Source organism: Vibrio sp. JPW-9-11-11 (genome assembly GCF_013369335.1).
In the GTDB taxonomy this organism is placed as follows: Bacteria; Pseudomonadota; Gammaproteobacteria; order Enterobacterales; family Vibrionaceae; genus Vibrio.
In genome coordinates this window covers 457,776-480,035 of record NZ_SZQJ01000004.1, presented here as the reverse complement: position 1 = coordinate 480,035, position 22,260 = coordinate 457,776, and the positions used below count along the sequence as shown (strand labels likewise).

Annotated in this window: 16 protein-coding genes; 7 read left to right on the top strand and 9 right to left on the bottom strand. The window is 45.1% G+C overall.

What is annotated here, in order from left to right; translation table 11 throughout:
* Positions 1-459: 459 nt before the first annotated feature.
* The gene (locus FCU94_RS04750; RefSeq protein ID WP_255199226.1) at positions 460-8,643 is read right to left on the bottom strand and encodes an Ig-like domain-containing protein; all 8,184 of its coding nucleotides are present in this window, start codon (positions 8,641-8,643) and stop codon (positions 460-462) included.
* Between the two features lie 267 nt (positions 8,644-8,910).
* Here FCU94_RS04750 and FCU94_RS04745 point away from each other — a divergent pair, with 267 nt between their 5' ends.
* From FCU94_RS04745 to FCU94_RS04720, 6 genes are all read left to right on the top strand, one after another.
* Positions 8,911-9,882, top strand: a complete 972-nt coding sequence (locus FCU94_RS04745) for a peptidoglycan DD-metalloendopeptidase family protein (RefSeq protein WP_176287389.1) — start codon at positions 8,911-8,913, stop codon at positions 9,880-9,882.
* 85 nt (positions 9,883-9,967) lie between these two features.
* Positions 9,968-10,216, top strand: a complete 249-nt coding sequence (locus tag FCU94_RS04740; protein ID WP_176287388.1) for a YkgJ family cysteine cluster protein — start codon at positions 9,968-9,970, stop codon at positions 10,214-10,216.
* Between the two features lie 149 nt (positions 10,217-10,365).
* Positions 10,366-11,085 carry a winged helix-turn-helix domain-containing protein gene (locus tag FCU94_RS04735; RefSeq protein ID WP_176287387.1) on the top strand — a complete coding sequence of 240 codons (720 nt, stop codon included), beginning with the start codon at positions 10,366-10,368 and terminating at the stop codon, positions 11,083-11,085.
* Entirely contained in the window at positions 11,082-12,731 is a 1,650-nt protein-coding gene (locus tag FCU94_RS04730) for an ATP-binding protein (RefSeq protein WP_176287386.1), read from the top strand. Before FCU94_RS04735 ends, FCU94_RS04730 begins: the two co-directional genes overlap by 4 nt.
* A gap of 60 nt (positions 12,732-12,791) precedes the next feature.
* Positions 12,792-13,793, top strand: a complete 1,002-nt coding sequence (locus FCU94_RS04725; RefSeq protein ID WP_176287385.1) for a DUF2860 family protein — start codon at positions 12,792-12,794, stop codon at positions 13,791-13,793.
* Between the two features lie 18 nt (positions 13,794-13,811).
* Positions 13,812-14,879: a PKD domain-containing protein gene (locus FCU94_RS04720; RefSeq protein ID WP_176287384.1), complete on the top strand. Its 1,068-nt coding sequence runs from the start codon at positions 13,812-13,814 to the stop codon at positions 14,877-14,879.
* A gap of 53 nt (positions 14,880-14,932) precedes the next feature.
* Here FCU94_RS04720 and recR read toward each other — a convergent pair whose 3' ends face one another.
* The 7 genes from recR to FCU94_RS04690 all read right to left on the bottom strand — a co-directional run bounded on the left by recR (position 14,933) and on the right by FCU94_RS04690 (position 20,554).
* Positions 14,933-15,532 carry a recombination mediator RecR gene (gene recR / locus FCU94_RS04715; protein ID WP_176287383.1) on the bottom strand — a complete coding sequence of 200 codons (600 nt, stop codon included), beginning with the start codon at positions 15,530-15,532 and terminating at the stop codon, positions 14,933-14,935.
* A gap of 14 nt (positions 15,533-15,546) precedes the next feature.
* A complete protein-coding gene (locus FCU94_RS04710; protein ID WP_004413339.1) occupies positions 15,547-15,876 on the bottom strand; it encodes a YbaB/EbfC family nucleoid-associated protein in 330 nt (109 codons plus the stop codon).
* 75 nt (positions 15,877-15,951) lie between these two features.
* On the bottom strand, positions 15,952-18,009 hold the full coding sequence (dnaX, locus tag FCU94_RS04705; RefSeq protein ID WP_176287382.1) for a DNA polymerase III subunit gamma/tau: 2,058 nt from the start codon (positions 18,007-18,009) through the stop codon (positions 15,952-15,954).
* 29 nt (positions 18,010-18,038) lie between these two features.
* Entirely contained in the window at positions 18,039-18,584 is a 546-nt protein-coding gene (gene apt / locus FCU94_RS04700) for an adenine phosphoribosyltransferase (protein ID WP_176287381.1), read from the bottom strand.
* 155 nt (positions 18,585-18,739) lie between these two features.
* Positions 18,740-19,132, bottom strand: a complete 393-nt coding sequence (locus FCU94_RS04695; protein ID WP_369597233.1) for a YbaN family protein — start codon at positions 19,130-19,132, stop codon at positions 18,740-18,742.
* Between the two features lie 24 nt (positions 19,133-19,156).
* Entirely contained in the window at positions 19,157-19,288 is a 132-nt protein-coding gene (locus tag FCU94_RS19280; protein WP_255199225.1) for a hypothetical protein, read from the bottom strand.
* 165 nt (positions 19,289-19,453) lie between these two features.
* The gene (locus tag FCU94_RS04690; RefSeq protein WP_176287379.1) at positions 19,454-20,554 is read right to left on the bottom strand and encodes a response regulator; all 1,101 of its coding nucleotides are present in this window, start codon (positions 20,552-20,554) and stop codon (positions 19,454-19,456) included.
* 239 nt (positions 20,555-20,793) lie between these two features.
* On the opposite strand from FCU94_RS04690, the gene FCU94_RS04685 reads away from it, so the two are divergent.
* Positions 20,794-21,669 carry a LysR family transcriptional regulator gene (locus FCU94_RS04685; RefSeq protein ID WP_176287378.1) on the top strand — a complete coding sequence of 292 codons (876 nt, stop codon included), beginning with the start codon at positions 20,794-20,796 and terminating at the stop codon, positions 21,667-21,669.
* A gap of 36 nt (positions 21,670-21,705) precedes the next feature.
* Here FCU94_RS04685 and FCU94_RS04680 read toward each other — a convergent pair whose 3' ends face one another.
* Positions 21,706-22,254 (bottom strand): NAD(P)H nitroreductase, encoded by a 549-nt coding sequence (locus FCU94_RS04680; protein ID WP_176287377.1) that lies wholly within the window; start codon positions 22,252-22,254, stop codon positions 21,706-21,708.
* Positions 22,255-22,260 lie beyond the last annotated feature (6 nt).

Here is a 22,260-nt window from a genome sequence, read left to right as displayed (position 1 = left end):
GGTAACAGTTGTCGTTCATGATGGAAAAGCGAGGCAGCTGTTATGGCCTCCACAGCAGGCCACGTGAATCACTCAACGGCTGCTACAGAGGCAAAATAAAAAGGTGAGTGCGTAAAATACTCACAAAAGTAACCTTCCAGAAGCAAGCTAGGTTTATATGCTTTATTTTCGGTTACAACATATAAGGTGGGAATAACCACCTAAAGCAGAACTCTATACCTATGTATAGAAACGAGCATAACTATATAATAGTTAAACATTTTTTCAACGCGACACATTTACCACACCGAGCAACCTTTAACCCTCACAATGACTTTATCCCCTACCAAAACAACATTAGTGACAGTTGTTCTACAAATTTTGCCTTATATATAAGCTATTAGGTGCAAAAGAGATTTATAGAATAACTTCTTTCACTAGATATAGATCACAAAAAAGCGAGCTAAACGCTCGCTTCATTTACGCTGCCATAGGCAAATAGTTAAAAAATTCGACATAAGATTCATGTGGCTCCACGTATCTAATAAATGCCGAAAGTGTCTTATCTAAGGTCGTAGTACCTTCTGCTTGTTCAGCTATTGCACCTAGGTTGTTTTCCCCTTTCACCGTCACGGTAATTTGTCCGTCTTGTAGCGCACTCATGTCTAGGTTCACACTCCAGCTACCGTCACCTGACACATTGACGCTCGTTTCTGGGGTTTTGCCACCGTTCGTGTCACTCGCTTGAACCGTTAACGATTCACCCGACTCAAAACGCGTGCTGCTACCTGTGATAGCCACCGCCGCTGCATCCGAAGCGTTTACGGTATTACCACCATTAATGCTGCCAATCGCAATGGTCGGGGTAATCGGTAACGCGTATGTGGTGTTGTCATCGCCTACATTACCCAGTGTGTCGGTGTAGTTGCTCACCACTAATCCTACACTGCGGTCGCTGCTGCTCGGCACCGTCACGTTACCTGTCCATACTTTTTTGTCCGCCGTCGCCGCCAGTGAACTGATGGTCGTGCCGCCTAAGGTCGCGGTCGCAGATTGCAGCTCTTTATCAAACTCCAGTCTCACGCCCACACTTTCACCAATGGCTTGGTAACCCGGAGTAAACGTCGCATTGGTAAGGATTGGTAACGCGCCCTCAACCCCCAGAAGCAAACTATCCCCTTTTCCGGGGATAGTGTTTAAGCTCTGGTAACTATTATCATCAACCCGTATCGTTATATCTTTGTTTTCGCCGACTGGACTTAAGTACTTAACCGTCCAGGTAATATTGTCAACAGTCGCCCAAGTTTCTTGTTTCAGCTGACCAATACCCCCACTATCACTCGCAGTAAGCTTCACATCTGAGAAGTCAAAACCTTTGACTTCTTCAGAAAAGGTAAACGATAGAGTCGCCTCTTCTCCCCCTGCCAGAGGGGGAGTAGCTGTCGTCGAGATTGCAAGTGTCGGAGTTGTCGCGGCCTCAACTTTCGCGGCAATCGTACGTTCAGCGCTCTGATTTGCTAGATCATTGGCGCTCACATTGAACGTATAGCTCCCCGGAGCAAGAAGATAGTGGAATACATAAGGCTCCGAATCGTTAGTAGGCTTAGTGACGGATTGAGGGTTAAAACGTCCGCTACCGTTATCCGCAAATGAGCTTACCACATTCAAATTCTTGTCAGTGACGTGTGCTGTGACATCAAGCTGGTACCTATCGTTCTCAGGAACCTGAGATAGCTGAGTCGCGCTTGCTATCGAAACCGTTGGTAGCTCATGGTCAACAATGGCGGGAATGCCTGTATCATCGTAATTACCATTGAAAAGTTTGAAACTCTTCACTTGCCTACCGATAGAATCGGTTACGGTGACCTTCAAGGTGTAAGCAGCTTGCTCATTAACCGTGAAGTTCATCGTGCCATTAGCACTTGATGAGTTAATGTTGCCTGTATATTTCAAGCTATCTCCGGCGCTTGGGATTAGCTCTAAGCTATACTGGGAAGCACTTACGCCTTCCTTATCTACCGTTGTAATTGTATAAGGTTGGTTGTTATTTTTAAGTAACAGCTTGCCACCTTCTAATGAGGTAATGCCTTCAAAACTAACCGTAACTTCCGATGTTTTAATATCGATAGTTTTAGACGCTGTAGTGGTCAAGTTCACTTTATCGGTCGCTGTTATGTCAACCTTTATACTGTCAAGACCTTCTAGCATCGAGTTGTCTATCTCAAAGTAATCCATATCCGTAAGTTTTTCTTCTTCAAATGATGGATTGAGAACTTTGTATTTAACCTTAGCTAAACCACTTACCTCATCTTTGATGTTAAATCTGAAACGAATTTTGTCGGCTCCTGACTGAGTAATAAATACCTCATCACCAATAGTAGGTGGTGAATTATCAACTTTAACATTGATGCTATCACTACTTGTATTTGACCAAACGTCGATTGCCGAAATACTAACATTCAAAGTTTTACCGTCAGTATCTTTAGACAACTGGGTAGAGAACGTCGAACAATCATAACCAGCCAGATCCCCTGGGCCACACACCTCAATTGGGGTAAACATAGAGCGGTTATCTTTAAAGCTATAAGACGCACTACCTACAGCAGCGATTAAGTTGTCTAACTTAGAATTGTCGTTTCGTTTAATTTTAAATGACACACTAAGTTTTTGACCATCAATCACTGAATCGGCCTGAGGGCTCAGAATTTCAACTGTAGGCTTACCGGACGGAAGTAACAACGACAAGCTATGATCAGCAGCTACATTCCCTGCGATGTCACTTAAGTTTTTAACTTTGTAATCGTGACTAGAACTCAAACCATCAATAATGTCATCGTATTTTTCCTTGTAAGTACATGACGTCTTACCTTCTGTTTGCGCAGTACAGGTTTGAGGAATAAAAGCCATATTGCCGCGGTTTCTGACTAGTTTAGGGTAAGCACTCTGGTCTGAGATGTTTATTCCAGATAACTCATCTTCAAAGTCTAACGAGAACTCGAGTGTTTTGGTTGCACCATCCTCAGAGTCAACAGACACTTCATTGCCAACAAACTGGTATGTGTCACCGTGTTTCACCACCGGCGGCTTAATATCTACCATCTCAAAGCGGAACTTAGATACTGTTGATTTGTCATTTGTTCCAATAGTTCTTGTTATCAGAACTACAGGAATATCTGACATATCGCGGTCGCTTCTAACAGTACAAGAGTAAGGTTCTTGAGGGTTATCTATAATACCAGAGTACGCGTAGCTATCAGATGGTGCGGTATCAGAAGTATAGTTTTCTCTCACCCAACACTCTAAAGTCTTAGCTTTCACTTCTCCAACAGGATTAAACGTTACCGATAATTCGGGACCTGAGATGTGACTTTGGAACGGATTTGGCGTTGCTACCGCAAGCGCGACACCTTGTCTTTGCACGCTCATCGTTTTTGTAAAGTCATTAACTTTACGATCAGACTCAGCGTTATATTTCACGTTGTTGAAAACCTTAATTCTAAGGTCGTACCTTCCATCTTCTGGCAAATCTGCAGGCGACAGTTCAGCCTGGTACTTACCTTTCGAAATCTCTATGAATGCGAGATCAGAAGACTGCGGTTGAGCGGAGTGTTTATAAGTCGCCTCAATTTTATCAATACCACTTACGTCCTCTACTTCCATCGTCACGACGACTGGAGCATCGCGAGTAATCGCTCCGTCAATAATAGTCTGATCATCTTTATACGCTAAAGTATAAGACTTAACACTAGGCATACGATTATTAACTTTAATTTTAAAGTCAGACACAGAAGTATTTCCTCGAACATCGTTGCCTTTAAGACGTACCCAGTTATCACCATCTTTCAAGTCACCCAAAGGTAACTTCAGAGTCTCACCGACTTTTGTTCCTGTTTCGGTCTGAGGAGGGATATCTGTATACGTCCAGTATTCCAAGCTCTCTTTGTTCACACCGGTCAACGAAGGTACACCTTCTTTATCAAGGTCTTGAGCAACCACGTCAAATACATATTTACCAAGGTAGTAAATATCCTCACGTTCTGGCTTATAACCATGTAACGATAACGTAGGTCCTTCTCTATCGAGCAATATTTTGCTTGGCTGAGACTCAGAAACAAAACCATATTCATCTGTCGCTTTTACAATGAGTTTGACTGATTTATCGTCTGGGTCTAATTGAATCAGATCACTCTGTTCAGTGCCAATAAACATTTCAAACGGCTGACTAGGGTTCTTGGGCTCAAGGGTATATAAGGCCGTATCTTTTCCATCCTGCCATAGCGAAACCGTTTTCACTTCTGAATCATCGGTCACAGAACTGAATCTAATATTAAATTTACGACCCATTACATAGCTTTCTTTTGAGACTGTGTCGGCAATCCATGGGCTATCTAAAACAATGTCTGGACCTTTATTGTCGACTTGAAACTCAAACTCTCCTTCACTTGAACTCGCAGGGAAAGCACTGTTTGTGGCAACCACCTTAAACGTGTTTTTCTCCTTATAATCAAAAGCTGAGGGAATCAACCGAACTTTAACGTCAGGCTGTGTTCCGAACAAATAAGGTTCATCACTGGTTGGCGGTTCAACCTCATAGTGCTTCAGGTTCACCAGCTTACCTGCTCCCGTTTTGAGTAAAACGTCAACTTGCTTACCCGGGCTTAACCCCCAGCCAATATCAGGCGTCCAAACTGCATTTCCACCTAGACGATTAGCAATCACTTTTCCATTGACGACCGGTGCCTTCGAGTCAATTAAAACCTTAAATTTCGGTGCCGAAGACGTCCCGTCAGTGACTTTATTACCAAGTTGGTCTTCAGCCGATACGGATACTATCCATTCACCTTCACCTGGATAGATGACTTTTCCTTGCTCTGCACAGCGAGTACCATCACAAAGTTTGACTTTAAAGAACTCATTCGTATTGCTCGAAAACAGATCATGTGTAAATGAAAGTTTCTCCCCACTTAACTTTGAAAAAGTTACCCCTCTTTGATCCAACTTATCGCCGACCGTATCTTCGATCTTGAACGTCAACTCCTGTACGTAGCTTGCATTTAGATAAACTTCGTCGGACTCAATGCCATTCGGTAATACATAACTCGCTTTAGGATAGTCATTATCAATGTAGAGTGACTGTAAGTGAGGGAATTTGCCATCATAACCATAGGCATTACCTTGTAAGTCTTTTGCACTGGTTTCCAACGCAAACTCAACAATACCCGGTAAATTGGTAGACTGAGTATTTAGAGTGAACCCATACTCTTTACGATAGCTCGAACTCGCTCCGCCTTCTGTAATGGCAAGATCTAAATTAATCGGGGTATTTGGGTCACTTTGTTTGTACCAGCTAGTGACAAACTTTGGTTGACTGCCATCTTTTGTATCGATGCCAGAAGGGTCCTCCAATATAATTTTTGATTCCAATTGACCCGCAACGTACCTCTTATTTCCAACAGTTGTTTCTCTGCCATTTTCGATCACGATAGTCGGCTGAGGAGGAAGCTTATCAATACTTTCTCCTTCTCTATCAAAAATAGGGCTGCCATCTAAATTTGGGTTAGCTTTAGAAATGACATCAGCATACGCTTGCGCTACATTAGACTCTATTCCATTGCTCGTCATGATATCGTAGTAATATTGAGCCAAATGCTTTCGGTATGTATTAGGACCGAACTCATAGAGATCAAGAACAATCTGACGACTACCGCTCCCCAAGCCATTGGCTTTCCCGTCAAAGCTAAAGTCATCGTAAACTGCTGATGAGAAATCTACCGAATTGTATAAAGGCGTCTGTTGCGCCAGCTTTTCAAACCCTTCAACTAGGAAACGATGTAAATAATCATTAGAAGGGTTCTTGGGAATACCATAGGCTAACATCTCATTAGTTGCATAAGGTGTAACAGTCGGATCAAAGCCGAAAAACGAGTTGTTATAACGTCCGGCCAATGCCTCTTTTACATCATCTAAAATTTCAATAGCACGCGCTGAGTTTTTTTCACCTGCAGTAAGCTTATTCCACTGGTAGTCAAACAGACCCGTTTGATAGGTTGACAGTTCCGTCAAATAAAATGTCTGCGAACCGTTAAGTTTAAAATAGGCCCCAATATTGGCGTTATTTAGTTTGACTTCCTGCTTTGCACTTGGATCGTTTGTCCACTGGTAGTAATGTGGAGAAGATCCCTGAACGCCAATTAGTCTTAACCGCATAAAGTCGTAATTGACAAGGTCAGTTGTTACTTCACAAGAGGCAACATCAAGTTCTGTTTTCGATTGGCTGGTTTGAGTTGTACAACTTGCCAATGATGTAAACTCTCCAGATGGTGTCAAGCCCTCCAACTGTACCCGAGCTCCAATGAATGGCGTCACCACCTTCATTGTTGGCAGGTCAAAACTACTTCGGAAGTAAATACTTTGAAGTTGGCTCTTATTGCCTGCACCATCTATCGTTTGGATGGTAAGCATATGGCTGCTATTTTCTGACGTACTCTTAAAACCAGAGCCAAGTATTTCTCTCACTAATGGCACGTAATAGACCATTTCTTCTACACGATCATTCTCTTTTACAATCGTCTCATGTGGAATGTTGGCCGTACCGTCCGATGCTTTATTCTTGATTTGCTCTTTATACGTATAGTTGCCATCGTTTTTAGAGCTTACATAGTATTTAACCTCTAGTGTTAGGTCATCCGCACTCGAACCCAATACTGTACTGCTATTAATGTCGAACACTCTGACACGTAGATAAGGGATTCTATTTTCTTTCAGCACGCTTGGGGTAAAGTTCTTAAAGTCAATATTTGGTATTGCTTTTTGTATGCCCTCACTTGCATAGATATAGTCGATCTTCAAATAGTCTTGGCTAGTCTGAACAGTATCTTTTGTATAAGTATCTTGATTATAGGGACCTTCTATGGTGTTTCTTTCTCCTGTTATATCAACCTGAACAAAGTTCATGGGTGCACCCTCAGGGAAAGAAAGATCTTGAGTAGGCTCTTGGTCATCCTGACGTACTTCAAAAGGCTTAATGCCTACATTGCCTCTTTTGTCTGTCGCGCGCACCTCAAACGAGGTAGATGAGAGAAAATCTTCAATAGAATAGGGTTGACTAGTAAATTCACAGGCTTTACCTGAATTAGCTGAAACACATTCCAACTCAGTAGGTAAACCTCCTTTAAACGATACTGTTACTGACGCTAGCTCTTCCGGCGGCTCTTTCACAATACCTTTAAGTATATAGTTTGCACCTTGATCCTGCTTCTTGATGGTATCACTTGAGGTAATTTCAATAACAGGGGCATTATTGTCCCATTCGAACGGCACTAAATGCCCTGAACCAGTTCCTACTACAAGCGCGTTACCCAATACGTCAGTGGTATACACCACCAAACGAGCCGCTGTAACATTTGATAGTTCTGTATCATGGTTAACATCAATAGCATCAATGGTTTCGGTATCAATACTTACTTTGATCTTGGTTTCACGTGAGCCCGCCTTGAAGTCATCAAATTCAATGGAACAAAATTGGCTTCCTGATGACTGTAAATCATCACACTGATATTCATTCGACCATGAATCATACAGTTGATACTGAAAATAGACGGACACATCCTTGACGCCGACTTCATCGGTTAAGGTAATATCGACTTTATCTTCACCCGCAAGCATCTCACTTCCAACTCGGGTGACATTTGGCGCAGTGGTATCGATTTGAGTTTCATCTCTAGGAGGAACAAGCCCCCCACTGTTTCCGTTCGCTCCCTGACCATTTAGCTGTTGACTGAATTCAACATAATCATCACCAGATGTACCAGATACATTAAGATCAGGATCATTTACAACAATCAGAACATGCTGAGAAAGCTCGTTGGTATATACATCACTGGTGATCTTTTTTTGACCGAACGTTGATTTGCTAAGACCACCAGTTACCGAACTTATCTCTTCACCATTGAGTAAGCCATCTGCGGCCACATCTCGATATTGAATGTCGGCAAGATGCATCGAGGTATAAATATTGTCTGAGTTACCATGCATTTTGATCATGTCGTAAGACAATGACGAGTAGGCAGTCAGTAAAGCTCCGTACTGGTGCCCAGGAGTCGCGTACCCACTCTGGCCGCCTTTTGTGATATCAATAGGTAAAGTTTCGTTAACATTGAAACCGTACATAGAGTTGACACTTTCTAGAGACGAAGAAATCGCAGTAGAACCTGCTACACCTTGGGAGATTTGATACTTTGTCAATCCAGCTGCTATGTTCGTTAATGGCGTTATCATTAAGCTATGAGTAGCGCCTTCGCTGTAATTGATCACACTATCCAGTTTGAGCATGTTGCCATTACTAACTGAAACCGTTTCTTTGGTTAGTGGATCTGTGTACCCACCGCCTTCAGCACGTATCAATAACGGTCGAGATGCCGCTTCAAACTCTAACTTGTAGTTTCCTATAGAGTCTGTTGTTGTGCTGGCTAACTTTCTTCCAAGTTTGCCGTCATCGTATTCCCATACATTGACTGTCGCACCATAAACAGGTGCATCAAAAACGTTTCCAGATATGGTTCCTGTTTTACGTGCTTGAGGAGTACTATCCCCCTCTTCACCACCACCGCCACATGCAGTGAGTAAAAGTGAAACAATTATGAGACCAAATGACAGTTTAGGCATATTATTAGTGAACATAGATTTTAGGCAGAGTATATTTTCCCGCGATTATATTATCGTCAAAAAATATCTCAACGTGGCATAATAACCATAAAAACAGACGTAAAAACTAGTTCAATAGTTAAATCTCACATGCAAAATGACCTTAATTCAGTATCTATAATTATTTAATTAGTCAAAACACATTAATTAGGTCTAACAGAGTGTATGTTTTTTTTCAAAATATTATACTTCCCATCAACTTGACCTCTACGAATCTTCTCCAAGTCAATGACTAGTCTCATATTTAGAAATGGCGCTAATAATTTATCTCTAGCACTCTTTATCATAGCTGTAGCGATGGTGTTCGGAGTGTCCATTACCCACATTATTCTTACTCCGGAGAATCAGTTCCCGGCCGCTAGCAATGAAATAGACGTCCCCCAAGAAGCAGAAACAGCACCTCATAAGATCGCTAAAAAAAATGTTATCGTAACAGGCTCTATTGACTACTCATTTATCACTTCAATGATTAATGTAGGACTATCTAAAAGAGAGATAAATTCACTATTGAAGTTAATAGGGAACAATTTTGATATTGTAGGCGCTGTTAGAAAAGGGGATCGATTTTCAATTAAACTTGAAAACAATAGATATAATGAAAGAAATATCCGTTCTTTTTACTACTCCGGCAGTGGAAATGACTTTTTTATACGAGCAGATAGTGATAACGGTGCGCTGAATGAATTTGGTGCTAAAGTTAATGATCCTCTTCTCTATAGGCACCCTCTAAATACCTTCCACAAAGTAAGCTCCGAGTTTAATCTTAAGCGTAAACATCCAATAACTAAACGAATTACACCTCATCTGGGAACAGATTACGCCGTTCCTATTGGTACCCCCATTTATAGCGTTGCTGATGGGCGAGTCGTTAGATCTCGCTATAATCGTTTCGCAGGTCATTATATAAATATTCAGCACGCAGATGGCGCGATATCCAGATACCTTCATCTATCTCAACGAGAGGTAGCAACCGGAGACCAGGTATTACAAGGACAACAAATAGGGCGTTCTGGAAATAGCGGAAGGACAACGGGTCCCCACTTACATATTGAACTTGTACTTAACGGAAGGCATGTCGACTTTGAGCACTATACCAGTTTAACTTCTAACTCGATTAGTGACCCTAAAAAATTGATTAACGCTCAACTCGAGCGTAATGAACTTGTTCAAGCTCTCAGACATACTGTATTTAAGCCATAGAAAGTATTCGCAACGTTATAATCGTAATGATACAAAGCTCACATTTTGTTACAATACCACGAGTTTCTATTAGAGGTGTATGTAGATGGACTGTCGATTAGGCTGCGGCGCTTGCTGTATCGCACCGAGTATCTCTTCTGCTATTCCTGGTATGCCCAACGGTAAACCTGCTGGGGAGAGGTGCATACAACTTAACGATGACAATTTATGCCAATTGTTTGGCAAGCCAGATCGGCCGAAGGTGTGCCATGAATTTAAGCCTTGTCCGGTCGTATGTGGTTCATCTAACCAGCAGGCACTGATTAATATTGCCGTTCTAGAGCGCTCAACGTAAGTACACTCTTTAGAAGCCGCTTAACAACACACCACCTGGCTGTTTTTCGTGAATGCGTCACAACTTTTTGTTCACGTCACAAATCGTCACATTGCAATCGATAGGAGTGAGTTATAGTTTGCTATTATTCATTTCCGGTTTATTGAGTGATGGCTACAGATACCATTTATTCGATCACACTCGTTGAAGACGACCTCGAGCTCGCTGACTTAATTAGAGACTTTCTGCACAACCACGAGTTTCGCGTGGACGTTATCTCAGATGGCATCACAGCCGTTGAGACCATTCTCTCTACTCAACCTGATTTGGTTATTCTCGACGTCATGTTACCTGGCCAAAATGGTATGGACGTTTGCCGCGCCATACGATCAAAGTATCGCGGTATGATCTTGATGCAAACCGCGCTCGATGACGACATTGACCAAGTGATGGGGCTTGAACTTGGGGCGGATGACTATGTGGTCAAACAAATTAAACCGCGGCTACTTTTATCACGTCTTCGCGCGCTGCTCCGTCGCCAAGAGCGTCAATCGAGCGAGCCTAACGACCATGAAATGAAGCTCGGTCGTCTCACTATAAACCTCCAACATCGCGCAGTTATGGTCAACCATCAGGCGATCAAACTCACCACTTCCGAGTTTGATCTCCTTCACTTACTGGCGACGAGGGCTGGCCAAGTGGTTTCTCGTGATGAGATTGCTCAATCAATCCGAGGGTTTGAATATGATGGATTGGACAGGTCGATTGATAGGCGCATCTCTCGCTTACGACGGACGCTTAGCGATGATCCTCAAGAGCCCACCTTAATTAAAACCGTGCGAGGAATCGGCTATCAGTTATGTGTTTCTGATCTGGAGACATTGAGATGATCCGGGCGTTCTTTATTCTTTGGTTAGCGGTCTTCGCCCCAATTATCCTATTGATTCTCCCCACATCATTTAACCCGATCCAGCGCTTAAATGAATCTATCTCTGAGCAGTTTTACAAGCAAATCTACACCGTTAGTTTCGACATCCTGACCGACAAGTTGCTCGTGGCCCCACAAAATCAATGGCAAGACATTATCCGTTCGTATTCCGCACACTTTGCTTATCCGCTTAGGTTAGAGCTGATAGACACCTATCAAGACAATATCGAGATAATGGAGGCCATCGAGCGTGATGACACTGCTTTTTTGTTTGGCGACCCTATGGCCCTTCTCAAGCGTGTCGGCTCAAGTGACTATCTGATATATTTCGCCCTCAACGAGTCTACCGAACTCGCCGTTCTAAATCAGGCCAGAGGCACCCTCTATCTGGCTTCAGAACAACTGCGCGCTCTGCCCAAAGCACAGTGGCAACAGGATTTAGCAGAAAAAAATAACCGCATACCGTTTCAAATCAGCTTAAAAACGCTCAGTGACCTTTCTCCCAGTGGCCTTAAGGCCGTAGAAGGTGCTTCCGATGATATCGTCAGTTACCTTAATTCACATGGACAGGTCGAACTTCTCGCCCCTGTTGAAAAGAATATCTGGCTGCACATTCAAGACGACATGTCGCAGCGAACCCAAATGAAACTGACTTCCGCCATTGGCGGGCTGTTCTTTTTGATCATTTCTCTCGCCTTAGTGCTATGGGTATTTCCCTTGTGGCGTGACCTCAAACGATTGGTGCAAACTGCCAACGAATTTGGTAAAGGGGTGCTTTCTAAACGAGCTAAAGCATCGCGTTTATCTGTCGTGTCTCAACTAAGCACGTCATTCAACACCATGGCAGACAATATCGAGAGATTGATTGCTGGCCAACGAGAGCTGACCAACGCTGTTGCCCATGACTTGCGTACACCGCTATATCGACTGAGGTTTGCCTTGGAAATGCTTGAAGATGAATCTCTATCAGAGGTGCAAAAAAACAAGTACCACAATACGATTCAATCCAGCATCGACGACTTAGACCACTTGATAAACCAAAATCTTTTACTGTCTCGCTACAGCCGAATTGCGGACATCACTCAATTTTCATCATGTTGCCTTGCTGATGATTTGGCGAAAGAAGTCGACTATTTCTGCCTTGAACATTCAGAGCTCGAAGTCAGGTTCTATTGTTCACCCGACCTACGCAATCATAAGCTGTTTATTGATAAAGCAGGCTTGATGCGCGCGGTGAAGAACCTATTGACCAATGCAAGTCGCTTCGCCAATCACAAGATTATGATTTCTTTTGCTAAAGAGTCGCACTTTTACCGAATCCTCATTGAAGACGATGGACCTGGAATTCCCGTACATGAACATGACAAAGTCTTCGAGCCCTTTACTCAGCTCGACAACCAAGAGCGGAGCAGCGACAAAGGTCATGGCCTAGGCTTGGCAATCGTTCGCCAAGTCATGCAGTGGCATCAAGGCAGTGCGATAGTCTCTTGCTCTACATTGGGCGGCGCACAGTTTACGCTGACTTGGCCTGCGAGAGGCACACCGGAGACCCCATCGGCCATTGTGACCAAATCGGACACAATTCGTCCATATATTGCCAACGAATAATGGTTCGCGTGAATGTATGTTTGGAGTGAGTCAAGCTCGTCACTCTAAAAAGGAATTCACATGCACAACTGTTTATCTTTCGTCGCACTGCTCGGTGCGTCCGTCACTACGCTGCTTTCCCTCAACGTGCACGCCCAAACTGACCCGTTCACGCCTGGATTCAGTGGTGTGCTCAGTTTGAATGGCGCCTACAGCCAAAGCCAATCTCAACACAATACCCACGATGACAATGCCATCACAGCAAACTTAAACAATAAAGGAAAAACGATTAATCAAGCCTCCCCGATGCTACTTGGAAGACTTCAGTACAGCTTTGGTGACACCGTGATCTTTTTGGGTAACAGTGAAGACCAAGTCACTGAAGCCAACTTTCAAGCAGAACTTGGCATGAGTCAAAAGCTCGGCCGAAACAGTGCGATTACCGGCGCTCTGTTTGGCAGTGTACCCGGCCAAGATGAAGTTTGGCGCGATCCCTACTTAACGGGGGTGTCGAGAAGCGCTAGCGATCAAAGCGTATCCGGTGTCCGATTCGCTTGGGATCTGTTTGGCCCTTTATCTGTTTCATTAAAGTACGCCTATGCGAAAAGCGAAGTGGATAAAGACGACATTGGCTTATCGCAGCCCCTGTCGCAGCCTCAACGTTCGCAGCTTTTGCGTGATAGCGACTATCACCGCTTTGGCGCCGATCTCGCGCTTCCCTTTGGCCAAACAGTAACTTTTTCACCAGGTATGTATTACACGCAAAGAAACGCCACAGGTGATGCTCACTCTTTTGCTGAAATCAGTGGCCAAATTGCCGTTGTTATTCATCTCACTCGACACTCTTTCACTACCACGTTGCGGGGCAGTCGAGCAGAGTTTGATCGCGAGAACCCTCAATTTGACCGAAAACAAGACTATCGAAGCGTGGGGCTCTTTTCTGTTTACAGCTACCACAGCCCATTGAATCTGCCCAACACCGACCTGAATGTTATGGCGGGGTATCAAACCAAAGACTCGGATATCAACTTCTATAGCAGCGAGAACTTATTTCTCTCCACTGGCATGAGCTACCACTTCTAATCTAAGCGAGGAATCTGTATGTCGACGTTTATTCAAACTCTGATACTGGTCGCGGTCATCGCTATTTCTGGATGCGATGATGATATCGGCGATGCTGAAAAGTACACCAAGCCAACCGTGAATGCAGGTAGCGACAAAGTCTATACCTTACCTCAAAATAAAATCACCTTAACGGGCTCGGCAAAAACATACCCTAAGAATGTCTACTCAATTAAAGAAACCAAGTGGACGCAGACAGCGGGTCCAACAGCGCTTACCATTCTTAACGCTGACACACTTACCGCAACGATACTCAACCCAACGTCTACCGGCAGTTACGTGTTTAAACTGTATGTTAAAGACAGTGGAGGGAGAACCAATACCGATAGCGTCAATATTGTGTTGACACAAAGCGCAGAAGTGGCGGTTGCCCGTAGCAGTTTATCGTACAATGATGACTACAACTTGATGTGGAACACCGTAGCAAATGACCCAGCCCGGTACCCTTTGATAGAGGACGAGTGGCAAGCCCTATATCAACCATATTTACTAAAGGCCGATCAAATAACATCAGATGAACAGTGGCAAGATCTCGTTTTAAGCATGCTAAGCGAACTGAATAATGATCAACTTGAGCTAGACAGCTTATCCATCGATGTGGCGAATACAGAGTCAAACTCGGATTCAGTCGTATGGTCCCAAAGCAACGGTATCGGTACGATTCACTTCAACAGGCTCAATACCTTAACCAGTCAGGAACTGTCATTAAAGCTTGCCACAGCGCTAAAGCATCTGTCATCGAGTCAAGAGATCCAACTGGATTTTAGTCAAAGCGGTGCCTTTGACGACCAAGCGTTTCTCTCCTTATTGACCAAGCTGACCCCGCGCCGCATCCGCCTTTGTCTTGCCGGCTCTGCCTTAGAATCTGATTGTGTACTAGTAGCAGAAAACAACGCGCTAAGTGATGTTCAGTTTAAGGTCATAGGAGCCGAACATAGCCAGTCCTCACGGCAATTCGCCCAGTTCATTGAAACAATTAATTTAGGTGGCGATACGTTTGAATTTGTACCGAGTTTACCTCTAGTATCCGGTTTAGTTTTGCGCTAATAAAAAAGGCGATGCCGAGTGGCATCGCCTTTAACTATACTGTTGCTTTATTGCTAAAGTTTTTGTCGACCTAACAGCGAATGAGATAGCGTTGTGCCATCGACCAACTCCAACTCCCCTCCGACCGGTACACCATGAGCAATACGACTGGCTTGAACCTGATGCTCTCGGCAAAGCTCGGCAATATAATGGGCCGTAGCTTCGCCCTCAACGGTCGGGTTCGTTGCCAAGATCACTTCACTAATATCACCATGACGTAAGCGATAATCTAACACGTCCAAACCAATATCACTTGGTCCTATGCCATCGAGGGGCGACAAGTGCCCCATCAACACAAAATAGCGACCAGAGTATTGCCCCGTCGCTTCGACAGCCGCGATATCCGCAGGGCTTTCTACCACGCATATTTGACCATTTTCTTGCCGCTTTGGATTGGTACAAATGTGGCATGTCTCTTCTTCAGTAAAGGTACGACACTCATTACAATGACCAATTTCTGTCATCGCTTGACTAAGAGCGTCAGCTAACTGAAGACCGCCTTTTCTATCTCGCTGTAACAAATGAAAGGCCATACGTTGTGCCGACTTAGGACCCACCCCAGGTAGACAACGTAAGGCCTCCATCAATTGCTCCAGCATGTGACTGGTGCGCATTAATGATTACTCAATTAAAACGGCATCTTCATGCCTGGCGGTAGTTGCATGCCACCGGTTACGCCCGCCATTTTCTCTTTTTGAGTTTCCTCGACACGACGCGCAGCATCATTAAACGCGGCTGCGATCAAGTCTTCTAGCATCTCTTTGTCGTCTTCCATCAAGCTCTCGTCGATTTCAACGCGGCGCACACTATGACTACCTGTGATCGTCACTTTCACAAGGCCTGCACCAGACTCGCCGGTGACTTCCATATTTGCGATTTCTTCTTGAAGCTTTTGCATACGATCTTGCATCTGCTGGGCTTGCTTCATTAAGTTGCCCATACCGCCTTTACCAAACATGTTTATCTCTCTGGTTATTTCGCTTGTTTCGTTATTTAGATGGGGTCAAACCCGTTAAGTTCAACCCCAATAAGGTTAAATCGGTCGAATGCTCTCTTTATCGAGCTGCGCGGCAAAGCGTCGCTCAATAAACTGCACATGAGGGTCAGATTCCAAGCTGGTAAACGCCTGCTCTAATCGCCCTTGGTATAGTCTGTCTCTTAGCTCGAGTGGCGTCTCTCCCGCTTCACCCACTTCCACACTCAGATAACACTCATCCTCTAATACTCTGTTCAGCTCCTGCAAAAGCTCGCTCTGCGCTTTATCTGTATTTAAGTGCGCTTGTGATGGTCGCAGTGTCAGCGCGATGGTATTGCCATTGCGTTGAAAGCTAGAGTTGAGTGCCAATTGCTCCGTGAGCTTGGCGGTATTAAGTTGGCTAATCAGTTGCGCCCACTCATCGAGCTTTAAACTCTCATCAATCAGTTTTTGCGCCATTTCTGGCGTTTTCTCATGCTCTAGCGCCTTTTTTAATATCGAAGGCGTGAGTTGCGATATCGGCTTTTCGACGACGGGTTGAGTCGGCTTCCACTGATACGGTTCATCTTTCTCTGGGGCCGCAGCCGTTTGTGAAACTGGAGATAGAGACGACACCTGCGCCGATCCTGGGTGTTTTTGCGCCACACGCTCAAGAACAGATTCATTTTTTGCAGGTGCCGCACTAGCCTTTTTTGGCGAGTTGCCCTGAGTCGGGTTTAAGCCTTTACGCTGAGAACGTAGTTGATGGCGCAAACCACCTAGGGAGGAGCTCACACGAACATCGCTGGCCTGAGGTGTTGGTTCTGGTTGGGCCATCGGTGACGACGGGTACGACTCGCTCGGAGGCGCCGACTGATACTCTGGCCCTTCGTAGGGCGGAGGCTCAGGCATGTCATCAGGCCTATTATAGCTAGGCTGCTGCGGCATCTCTGTGGACTCGGGTTGAGGCGTTTTTTGCACCGCATTCTCAGCAGCAGGCGCAGAAGTCGGCTGTGCCTTTGGATGAGTCGAAATCAGGTTAGCTTGCGGTTGCTCAGGGCGAAACGCCAACATTCGCAATACGACCATCTCTAGTCCGACTCGCTCTGAAGGCGCCAAAGGCAAATCTTGACGACCTTTGAGTGCAATTTGGTAATAAAGCTGGACATCTTGTGGCGATAGAGCGCGGCTTAACAGCTCTATTTTTTCTGCGTCGGGCTGCGCGGTGTCGAGCGTGGCAGGCAACGCTTGATACATCGCGATACGATGTAACTGGCTAGCAAGCTGCTGCAGTAACCCATCCCACTCGACGCCATTGTTCGCTAACGCAGCGATGCTAGCCATCGCCGTTTGAGGCTGTTTAGAACTGATTGACTCCAACAAATGTAGCGCTTGGTCGGTATCCAATGTGCCTAACATATGGGTCACACTGTCAGCCAATACGTGTCCATTCCCGAGCGCAATGGCTTGATCGGTCAAACTAAGCGCGTCGCGCATACTACCATCGGCCGCATGGGCAATCATCCCAAGTGCGCGCGTCTCTGAGTCAACCTGCTCTTTTGCGAGGATATGATCCAGTTGTTCGTGAATCGTATCGACACTGATGGGTTTGAGGTGAAACTGCAAACAACGAGACAAAATCGTCACAGGTAGTTTCTGGGGATCGGTGGTTGCGAGCAAAAACTTCACATACTCAGGCGGCTCTTCGAGCGTTTTCAATAACGCGTTGAAGCTATGACGCGAGAGCATGTGTACTTCGTCGATCAAGTAAACCTTAAAGCGTCCACGCGCTGGTTTGTATTGAACGTTATCAAGTAACTCACGGGTATCTTCGACCTTAGTCCGCGATGCGGCATCGATTTCAAGCAGATCAACAAAGCGTCCTTGATCGATTTCTTGACAGGTATCGCATACACCACAAGGGGTCGCAGTAATGCCCGTTTCACAGTTTAGCCCCTTGGCGAATAGTCGCCCTATGGTTGTTTTCCCTACCCCTCGGGTTCCGCTAAACAAGTAAGCATGGTGAAGGCGATTTTGTGCGAGCGCATTTTCAAGCGCGGTCAATACATGTGATTGACCCACCACTTCATCAAATTTGGTTGGTCGCCATTTACGTGCTAAAGCAAGATAACTCATGAAACTGTACCCATAAATAACCTAGCCGATTAGTGACCTTCAAACTCACAAATGCTGTAAACGTTGAGCCCCAAGCCCTCAAGACGCTTGTCACCACCGATTTCAGGAAGGTTAATCACAAATGCTGCGTGCTCGACGACACCGCCTAGTTGACGAATCAGCTTAGTGGTCGCTTCAATCGTGCCACCTGTCGCGAGCAAATCATCCACAACCAACACTTTATCGCCTTCGCTGATTGCATCGACATGGATCTCCAACGTATCAGTACCATACTCAAGCTCGTACGACTGAGCGACGGTCTGGCGCGGCAACTTACCAGGTTTGCGTACTGGAACAAATCCAACTCCAAGCTCTAATGCTAAAGGCGCACCAAATAGGAAACCTCGCGCTTCAGTACCGACAATTTTGGTAAAGCCCATCGCTTTGTATCGGTCTACCAAAAGTTGGATAGTCGCTTGGTAAGCTTGAGCATCTTCCATCAAACTGGTGACATCACGAAATAGAATGCCTGGTTTTGGGTAGTCTGGAATGCTTTTGATGCTAGATTTGATCTGTGCAATAGTTTCAGTGGTCATAATTCTTTACTTCAATAAGCCAACTCAACACAAGAGAGGGTTAGCATAGTACCAGCACAACCTTACCTGCGGCAGTCAATCGCTACGGATACCCAGGTTTGCTGTGCCTAAAAAACAAACGCCCACTATAAAAGCGGGCACACTTCCCAGCAATCTTAGTGATTTTCTTCGCTATCGGCAAGGTACTCAATCACAGGTAAACGAATAAACCAGATCAGCATGATCACTAACATTACAGCTAGCATAATCTTTAACCAGTCATGAGGCACCACCCAAATAGAAAAGGCAAAACTGAATAACATACAGAGTGCGCCACGGGTTTTCACTTTGCGTGTCACGGCGCGGTGTTGGTGCCAATTATCAAGCATTGGCCCAAAGACCCGATGTTGATGAAGCCAGAAATGAAATGTCGGACTGCTGCGCATGAAGCATGCACTGGCTAAAATGACAAAAGGAGTGGTGGGGAGAAGAGGCAGAAAAATGCCCAGAATGCCTAAAGCTAGACTGAGCACACCAACCATATTGAGAAAAACTCGCCGAATGATGATGGTATGCTCCTATCGATGACGTGTTTAGAAACCCGTATAACCGTTGAATACACGAATCCAAGTGAGCGTCGCAGGTAACGTCGGGATTAACAATACTGCGATGAATCCAAGAAAGTAGAAGATATTATAAGGTTCTTTAAAATCTTTGTCTGCCATGAGCTTGCTTCTCTAAATATAAAGGTGACGAAACGGTCGCCCGCATCATTATCTAGATGTTAACGAAATGGGCTATTTTTGTTTGTGGCGGACTATACCCTAATCACTCGGCGACAAACACCGAGTAAAATTAGGGTCTTTATAGAAATGTTAATAGAAGTGCAATTACGCTTTATTGCCGCGATAAATATCTAGGCTAAAGCTACTGGATCCCAAACAGCTCAGTGTAAGCTGACAGGCAGACTGGATGGACAAATCGGTCGTCATGAAATTCTTCATGCAGTTCTCACCCAATAACAGACCAGCAGAAATGTGCTGGGAAAAATAGCCATTGGCCCATTGCGCATCCAGCCCAGCAGGTAGCAAATCCAACGTCCCTTCAGAGAGGTCGGCGACCCCAAACAGGGCTCTGACTGGTGTACTGCAATCGGAGCATTTGATTCCTTTCTCCAGCAGAGCCGCTAGGTCTTTTAGATCAGCGTTAAACGATTTGAGATTGCGCAAGTAGTCATGGAATAAGGCACGTACCAGTAGCGTCGTTGCCGCGCCATGTGCACCCTCACTGGCCGAGTCGACCAAGTAAAAAGCAAACTGCCCGTTCATCAGCCAAGCGTAATCGAACACTAACGGCATCACATCGGTGGATTGCAATAGGCGATAACTACACTTCCAATCTCCTTGCGCCGTATCCTTGTCGGGTAATAAGGCATGTAGCAGATCTTTGGCCGCACTAGGGTTATCTTCGAGATACTCCAAGTGCCAATGCAGTTCCTGCTCTTCTGGCACATCACCACTGTCGATACGAAACCATTGGCTAGAGAAATCTCTTTGATCACTTAGATGATTGTCTGAATCATCGAGCGTATTTTCTATCGCACACGCTAGGTGTTGATGGTTGCTGATCGGTTTGGCCAGAAAATCTTTAATGCCATACCTGAGTGCTTTTGCCACGTCCGAGATTTCATCTGTCGCCGACACGACAATCATGGGTAATGACGGATACTCTAAGCTCACCTCTTCGACAAACTCTATGCCATCAAGAATGGGCATTGAGAGATCACACAAAATAAGGTCAGGGGCATTACAGCGGAGCTTTTTTAAGCCGTCGAGCCCATCTTGAGCTTCTACCACTTGGTAGCCTTGTGCAGAGAGAAAGCCTGAGGTGATACGACGAAAGATTGGGTCGTCATCTACCAGCATAATCATTTTTTGACCAGCGGAAACCGAGGGCGTCTGGCTAGTCCCAACTTCAATTGTTTTATGCATACATCTTCGCCTCACACCTAAAAACAACGACTGCTCGTATTATTATTGTTATTTGTAGTTAAAACGCTCTTTAAAAGTAGCCTCGAAAGGCGATTTATACAAATCTTCCACTTTTGATCTAGGTTGCATACTATATGTATGGAATATCAATTTTCGCCAAAGTTGTTGATGTCACTCAAGCTTTGACGTGTGATATAACGATAAATTAATCAAAATCGTAAAAGTATGTGTCTAGCGCAATGAAATTAGATGATCTCAACCTGTTTAGATTAGTGGTAGAAAATGGGAGTTATACCGCAACTTCCCGTAAAACCATGATACCAGTCGCCACTATCACGCGACGAATTCAAGCTTTGGAGGAGTCTCTTAACCTGCGACTGCTTAACCGCCATGCGCGTAAGCTATCCCTTACTGAAGCTGGGGAACGTTTTTATAATGAGTGCTCGCCACTACTCAACCGTTTAACTAGCGCCGCAGAAGAAATCAGCGACGAGTGTCGTGGGGCGGCTGGTAAAATTCGCATCAACTCACCATCAAACTTAACCAAGCGTATGATGATGCCGATGTTCAATGCGTTTATGAAACAGTATCCAGACATTAATATCGAACTGACCACCAGCAACCACGCGGACCAGCTCGACCCTACCGAGTGGGACGTTATTTTCCGTGTCGGCCCACAACGTGACTCAAGCCTTATCGCGCGTAAGATCAGCTCTGTTGCCGATATACTCGTTGCGAGCCCTGAATATCTTAAGAATCATCCTGCTCCAAAGCACGCCGAGCAGCTCCATCAGCATTCACTTGTCAAAGGCGCACCGCTGTTGAAGTGGCAGCTCTCAAACAATAGTGGTGAAACGGTGATCAACAATGATAAAGGGCGCTTTCAAGCCAATACGCTCAATGTTGTACGTAGCGCTTGTTCTGACGGACTTGGGATAACCCTCATGCCCGATGTGATGATTAAAGAGTACATTGACGATGGCAGCCTAGTTAGGGTATTGGAGGACTGGAGCGCTAACCCTAGAGATATTTATATGCTCTATAACCACAAAGATCACCTGCCAGAGAAGGTGCGGTTGTTTATTGACTTTGTGATTGCCTACAACATTCATTAGCAAAAAGAGCTTGGTGTCATACCAAGCTCTTTCGTTTTATAAGTATTCGACAAACTGACTCAGATCGCGCTCCGGTACTTTCATCGGCGTGCAGCCTGGTGTACCTAGGTAGAGAAAGCCCACTATTTGATCTTCGCCTGTAAGATTAAATGCCTGGTGAACATGGGGGTGGAACATCCATTTACCCGAGCGCCAAAACGCTTGAAAGCCTTGAGCCACAGCGGCCATCTGCATCGCTTGTACGGCACAGCCAGCAGAAAGGTGTTGCTCAAAAGCCGGCACTTTATCGTGAGGCGTCACTTTCGCAATTACCGTAATCACCATAGGGGCACGAAACGGGGCGTTCTTTAGTTTCTCAATCACACTCTCTTCGCTATCGTCAGCTTTTGCAGCTTGAACGAGAATGTTAGAAAGCTTGTTTAAGCCTTCTCCTTGAGAAATAACAAACCGCCATGGCGTCAACCCCGCATGATCCGGAGCGCGCAAACCTGCACGAATGATGTTTTCTAGCGCCTTACCTTCTGGCGCTGGCTCGGAGAGTTTCGCGATTGAGCGGCGATTGAGCAATAGATCTAAAGCGTCCATTTATTG

Excerpts from the sequence above, each read along its gene's own strand:
- FCU94_RS04750 (WP_255199226.1), bottom strand. The coding sequence starts at position 8,643 with ATGCCTAAACTGTCATTTGGTCTCATAATTGTTTCACTTTTACTCACT.
- FCU94_RS04745 (WP_176287389.1), top strand. The coding sequence starts at position 8,911 with ATGACTAGTCTCATATTTAGAAATGGCGCTAATAATTTATCTCTAGCA.
- FCU94_RS04740 (WP_176287388.1), top strand. The coding sequence starts at position 9,968 with ATGGACTGTCGATTAGGCTGCGGCGCTTGCTGTATCGCACCGAGTATC.
- FCU94_RS04735 (WP_176287387.1), top strand. The coding sequence starts at position 10,366 with ATGGCTACAGATACCATTTATTCGATCACACTCGTTGAAGACGACCTC.
- FCU94_RS04730 (WP_176287386.1), top strand. The coding sequence starts at position 11,082 with ATGATCCGGGCGTTCTTTATTCTTTGGTTAGCGGTCTTCGCCCCAATT.
- FCU94_RS04725 (WP_176287385.1), top strand. The coding sequence starts at position 12,792 with ATGCACAACTGTTTATCTTTCGTCGCACTGCTCGGTGCGTCCGTCACT.
- FCU94_RS04720 (WP_176287384.1), top strand. The coding sequence starts at position 13,812 with ATGTCGACGTTTATTCAAACTCTGATACTGGTCGCGGTCATCGCTATT.
- recR (WP_176287383.1), bottom strand. The coding sequence starts at position 15,532 with ATGCGCACCAGTCACATGCTGGAGCAATTGATGGAGGCCTTACGTTGT.
- FCU94_RS04710 (WP_004413339.1), bottom strand. The coding sequence starts at position 15,876 with ATGTTTGGTAAAGGCGGTATGGGCAACTTAATGAAGCAAGCCCAGCAG.
- dnaX (WP_176287382.1), bottom strand. The coding sequence starts at position 18,009 with ATGAGTTATCTTGCTTTAGCACGTAAATGGCGACCAACCAAATTTGAT.
- apt (WP_176287381.1), bottom strand. The coding sequence starts at position 18,584 with ATGACCACTGAAACTATTGCACAGATCAAATCTAGCATCAAAAGCATT.
- FCU94_RS19280 (WP_255199225.1), bottom strand. The coding sequence starts at position 19,288 with ATGGCAGACAAAGATTTTAAAGAACCTTATAATATCTTCTACTTTCTT.
- FCU94_RS04690 (WP_176287379.1), bottom strand. The coding sequence starts at position 20,554 with ATGCATAAAACAATTGAAGTTGGGACTAGCCAGACGCCCTCGGTTTCC.
- FCU94_RS04685 (WP_176287378.1), top strand. The coding sequence starts at position 20,794 with ATGAAATTAGATGATCTCAACCTGTTTAGATTAGTGGTAGAAAATGGG.
- FCU94_RS04680 (WP_176287377.1), bottom strand. The coding sequence starts at position 22,254 with ATGGACGCTTTAGATCTATTGCTCAATCGCCGCTCAATCGCGAAACTC.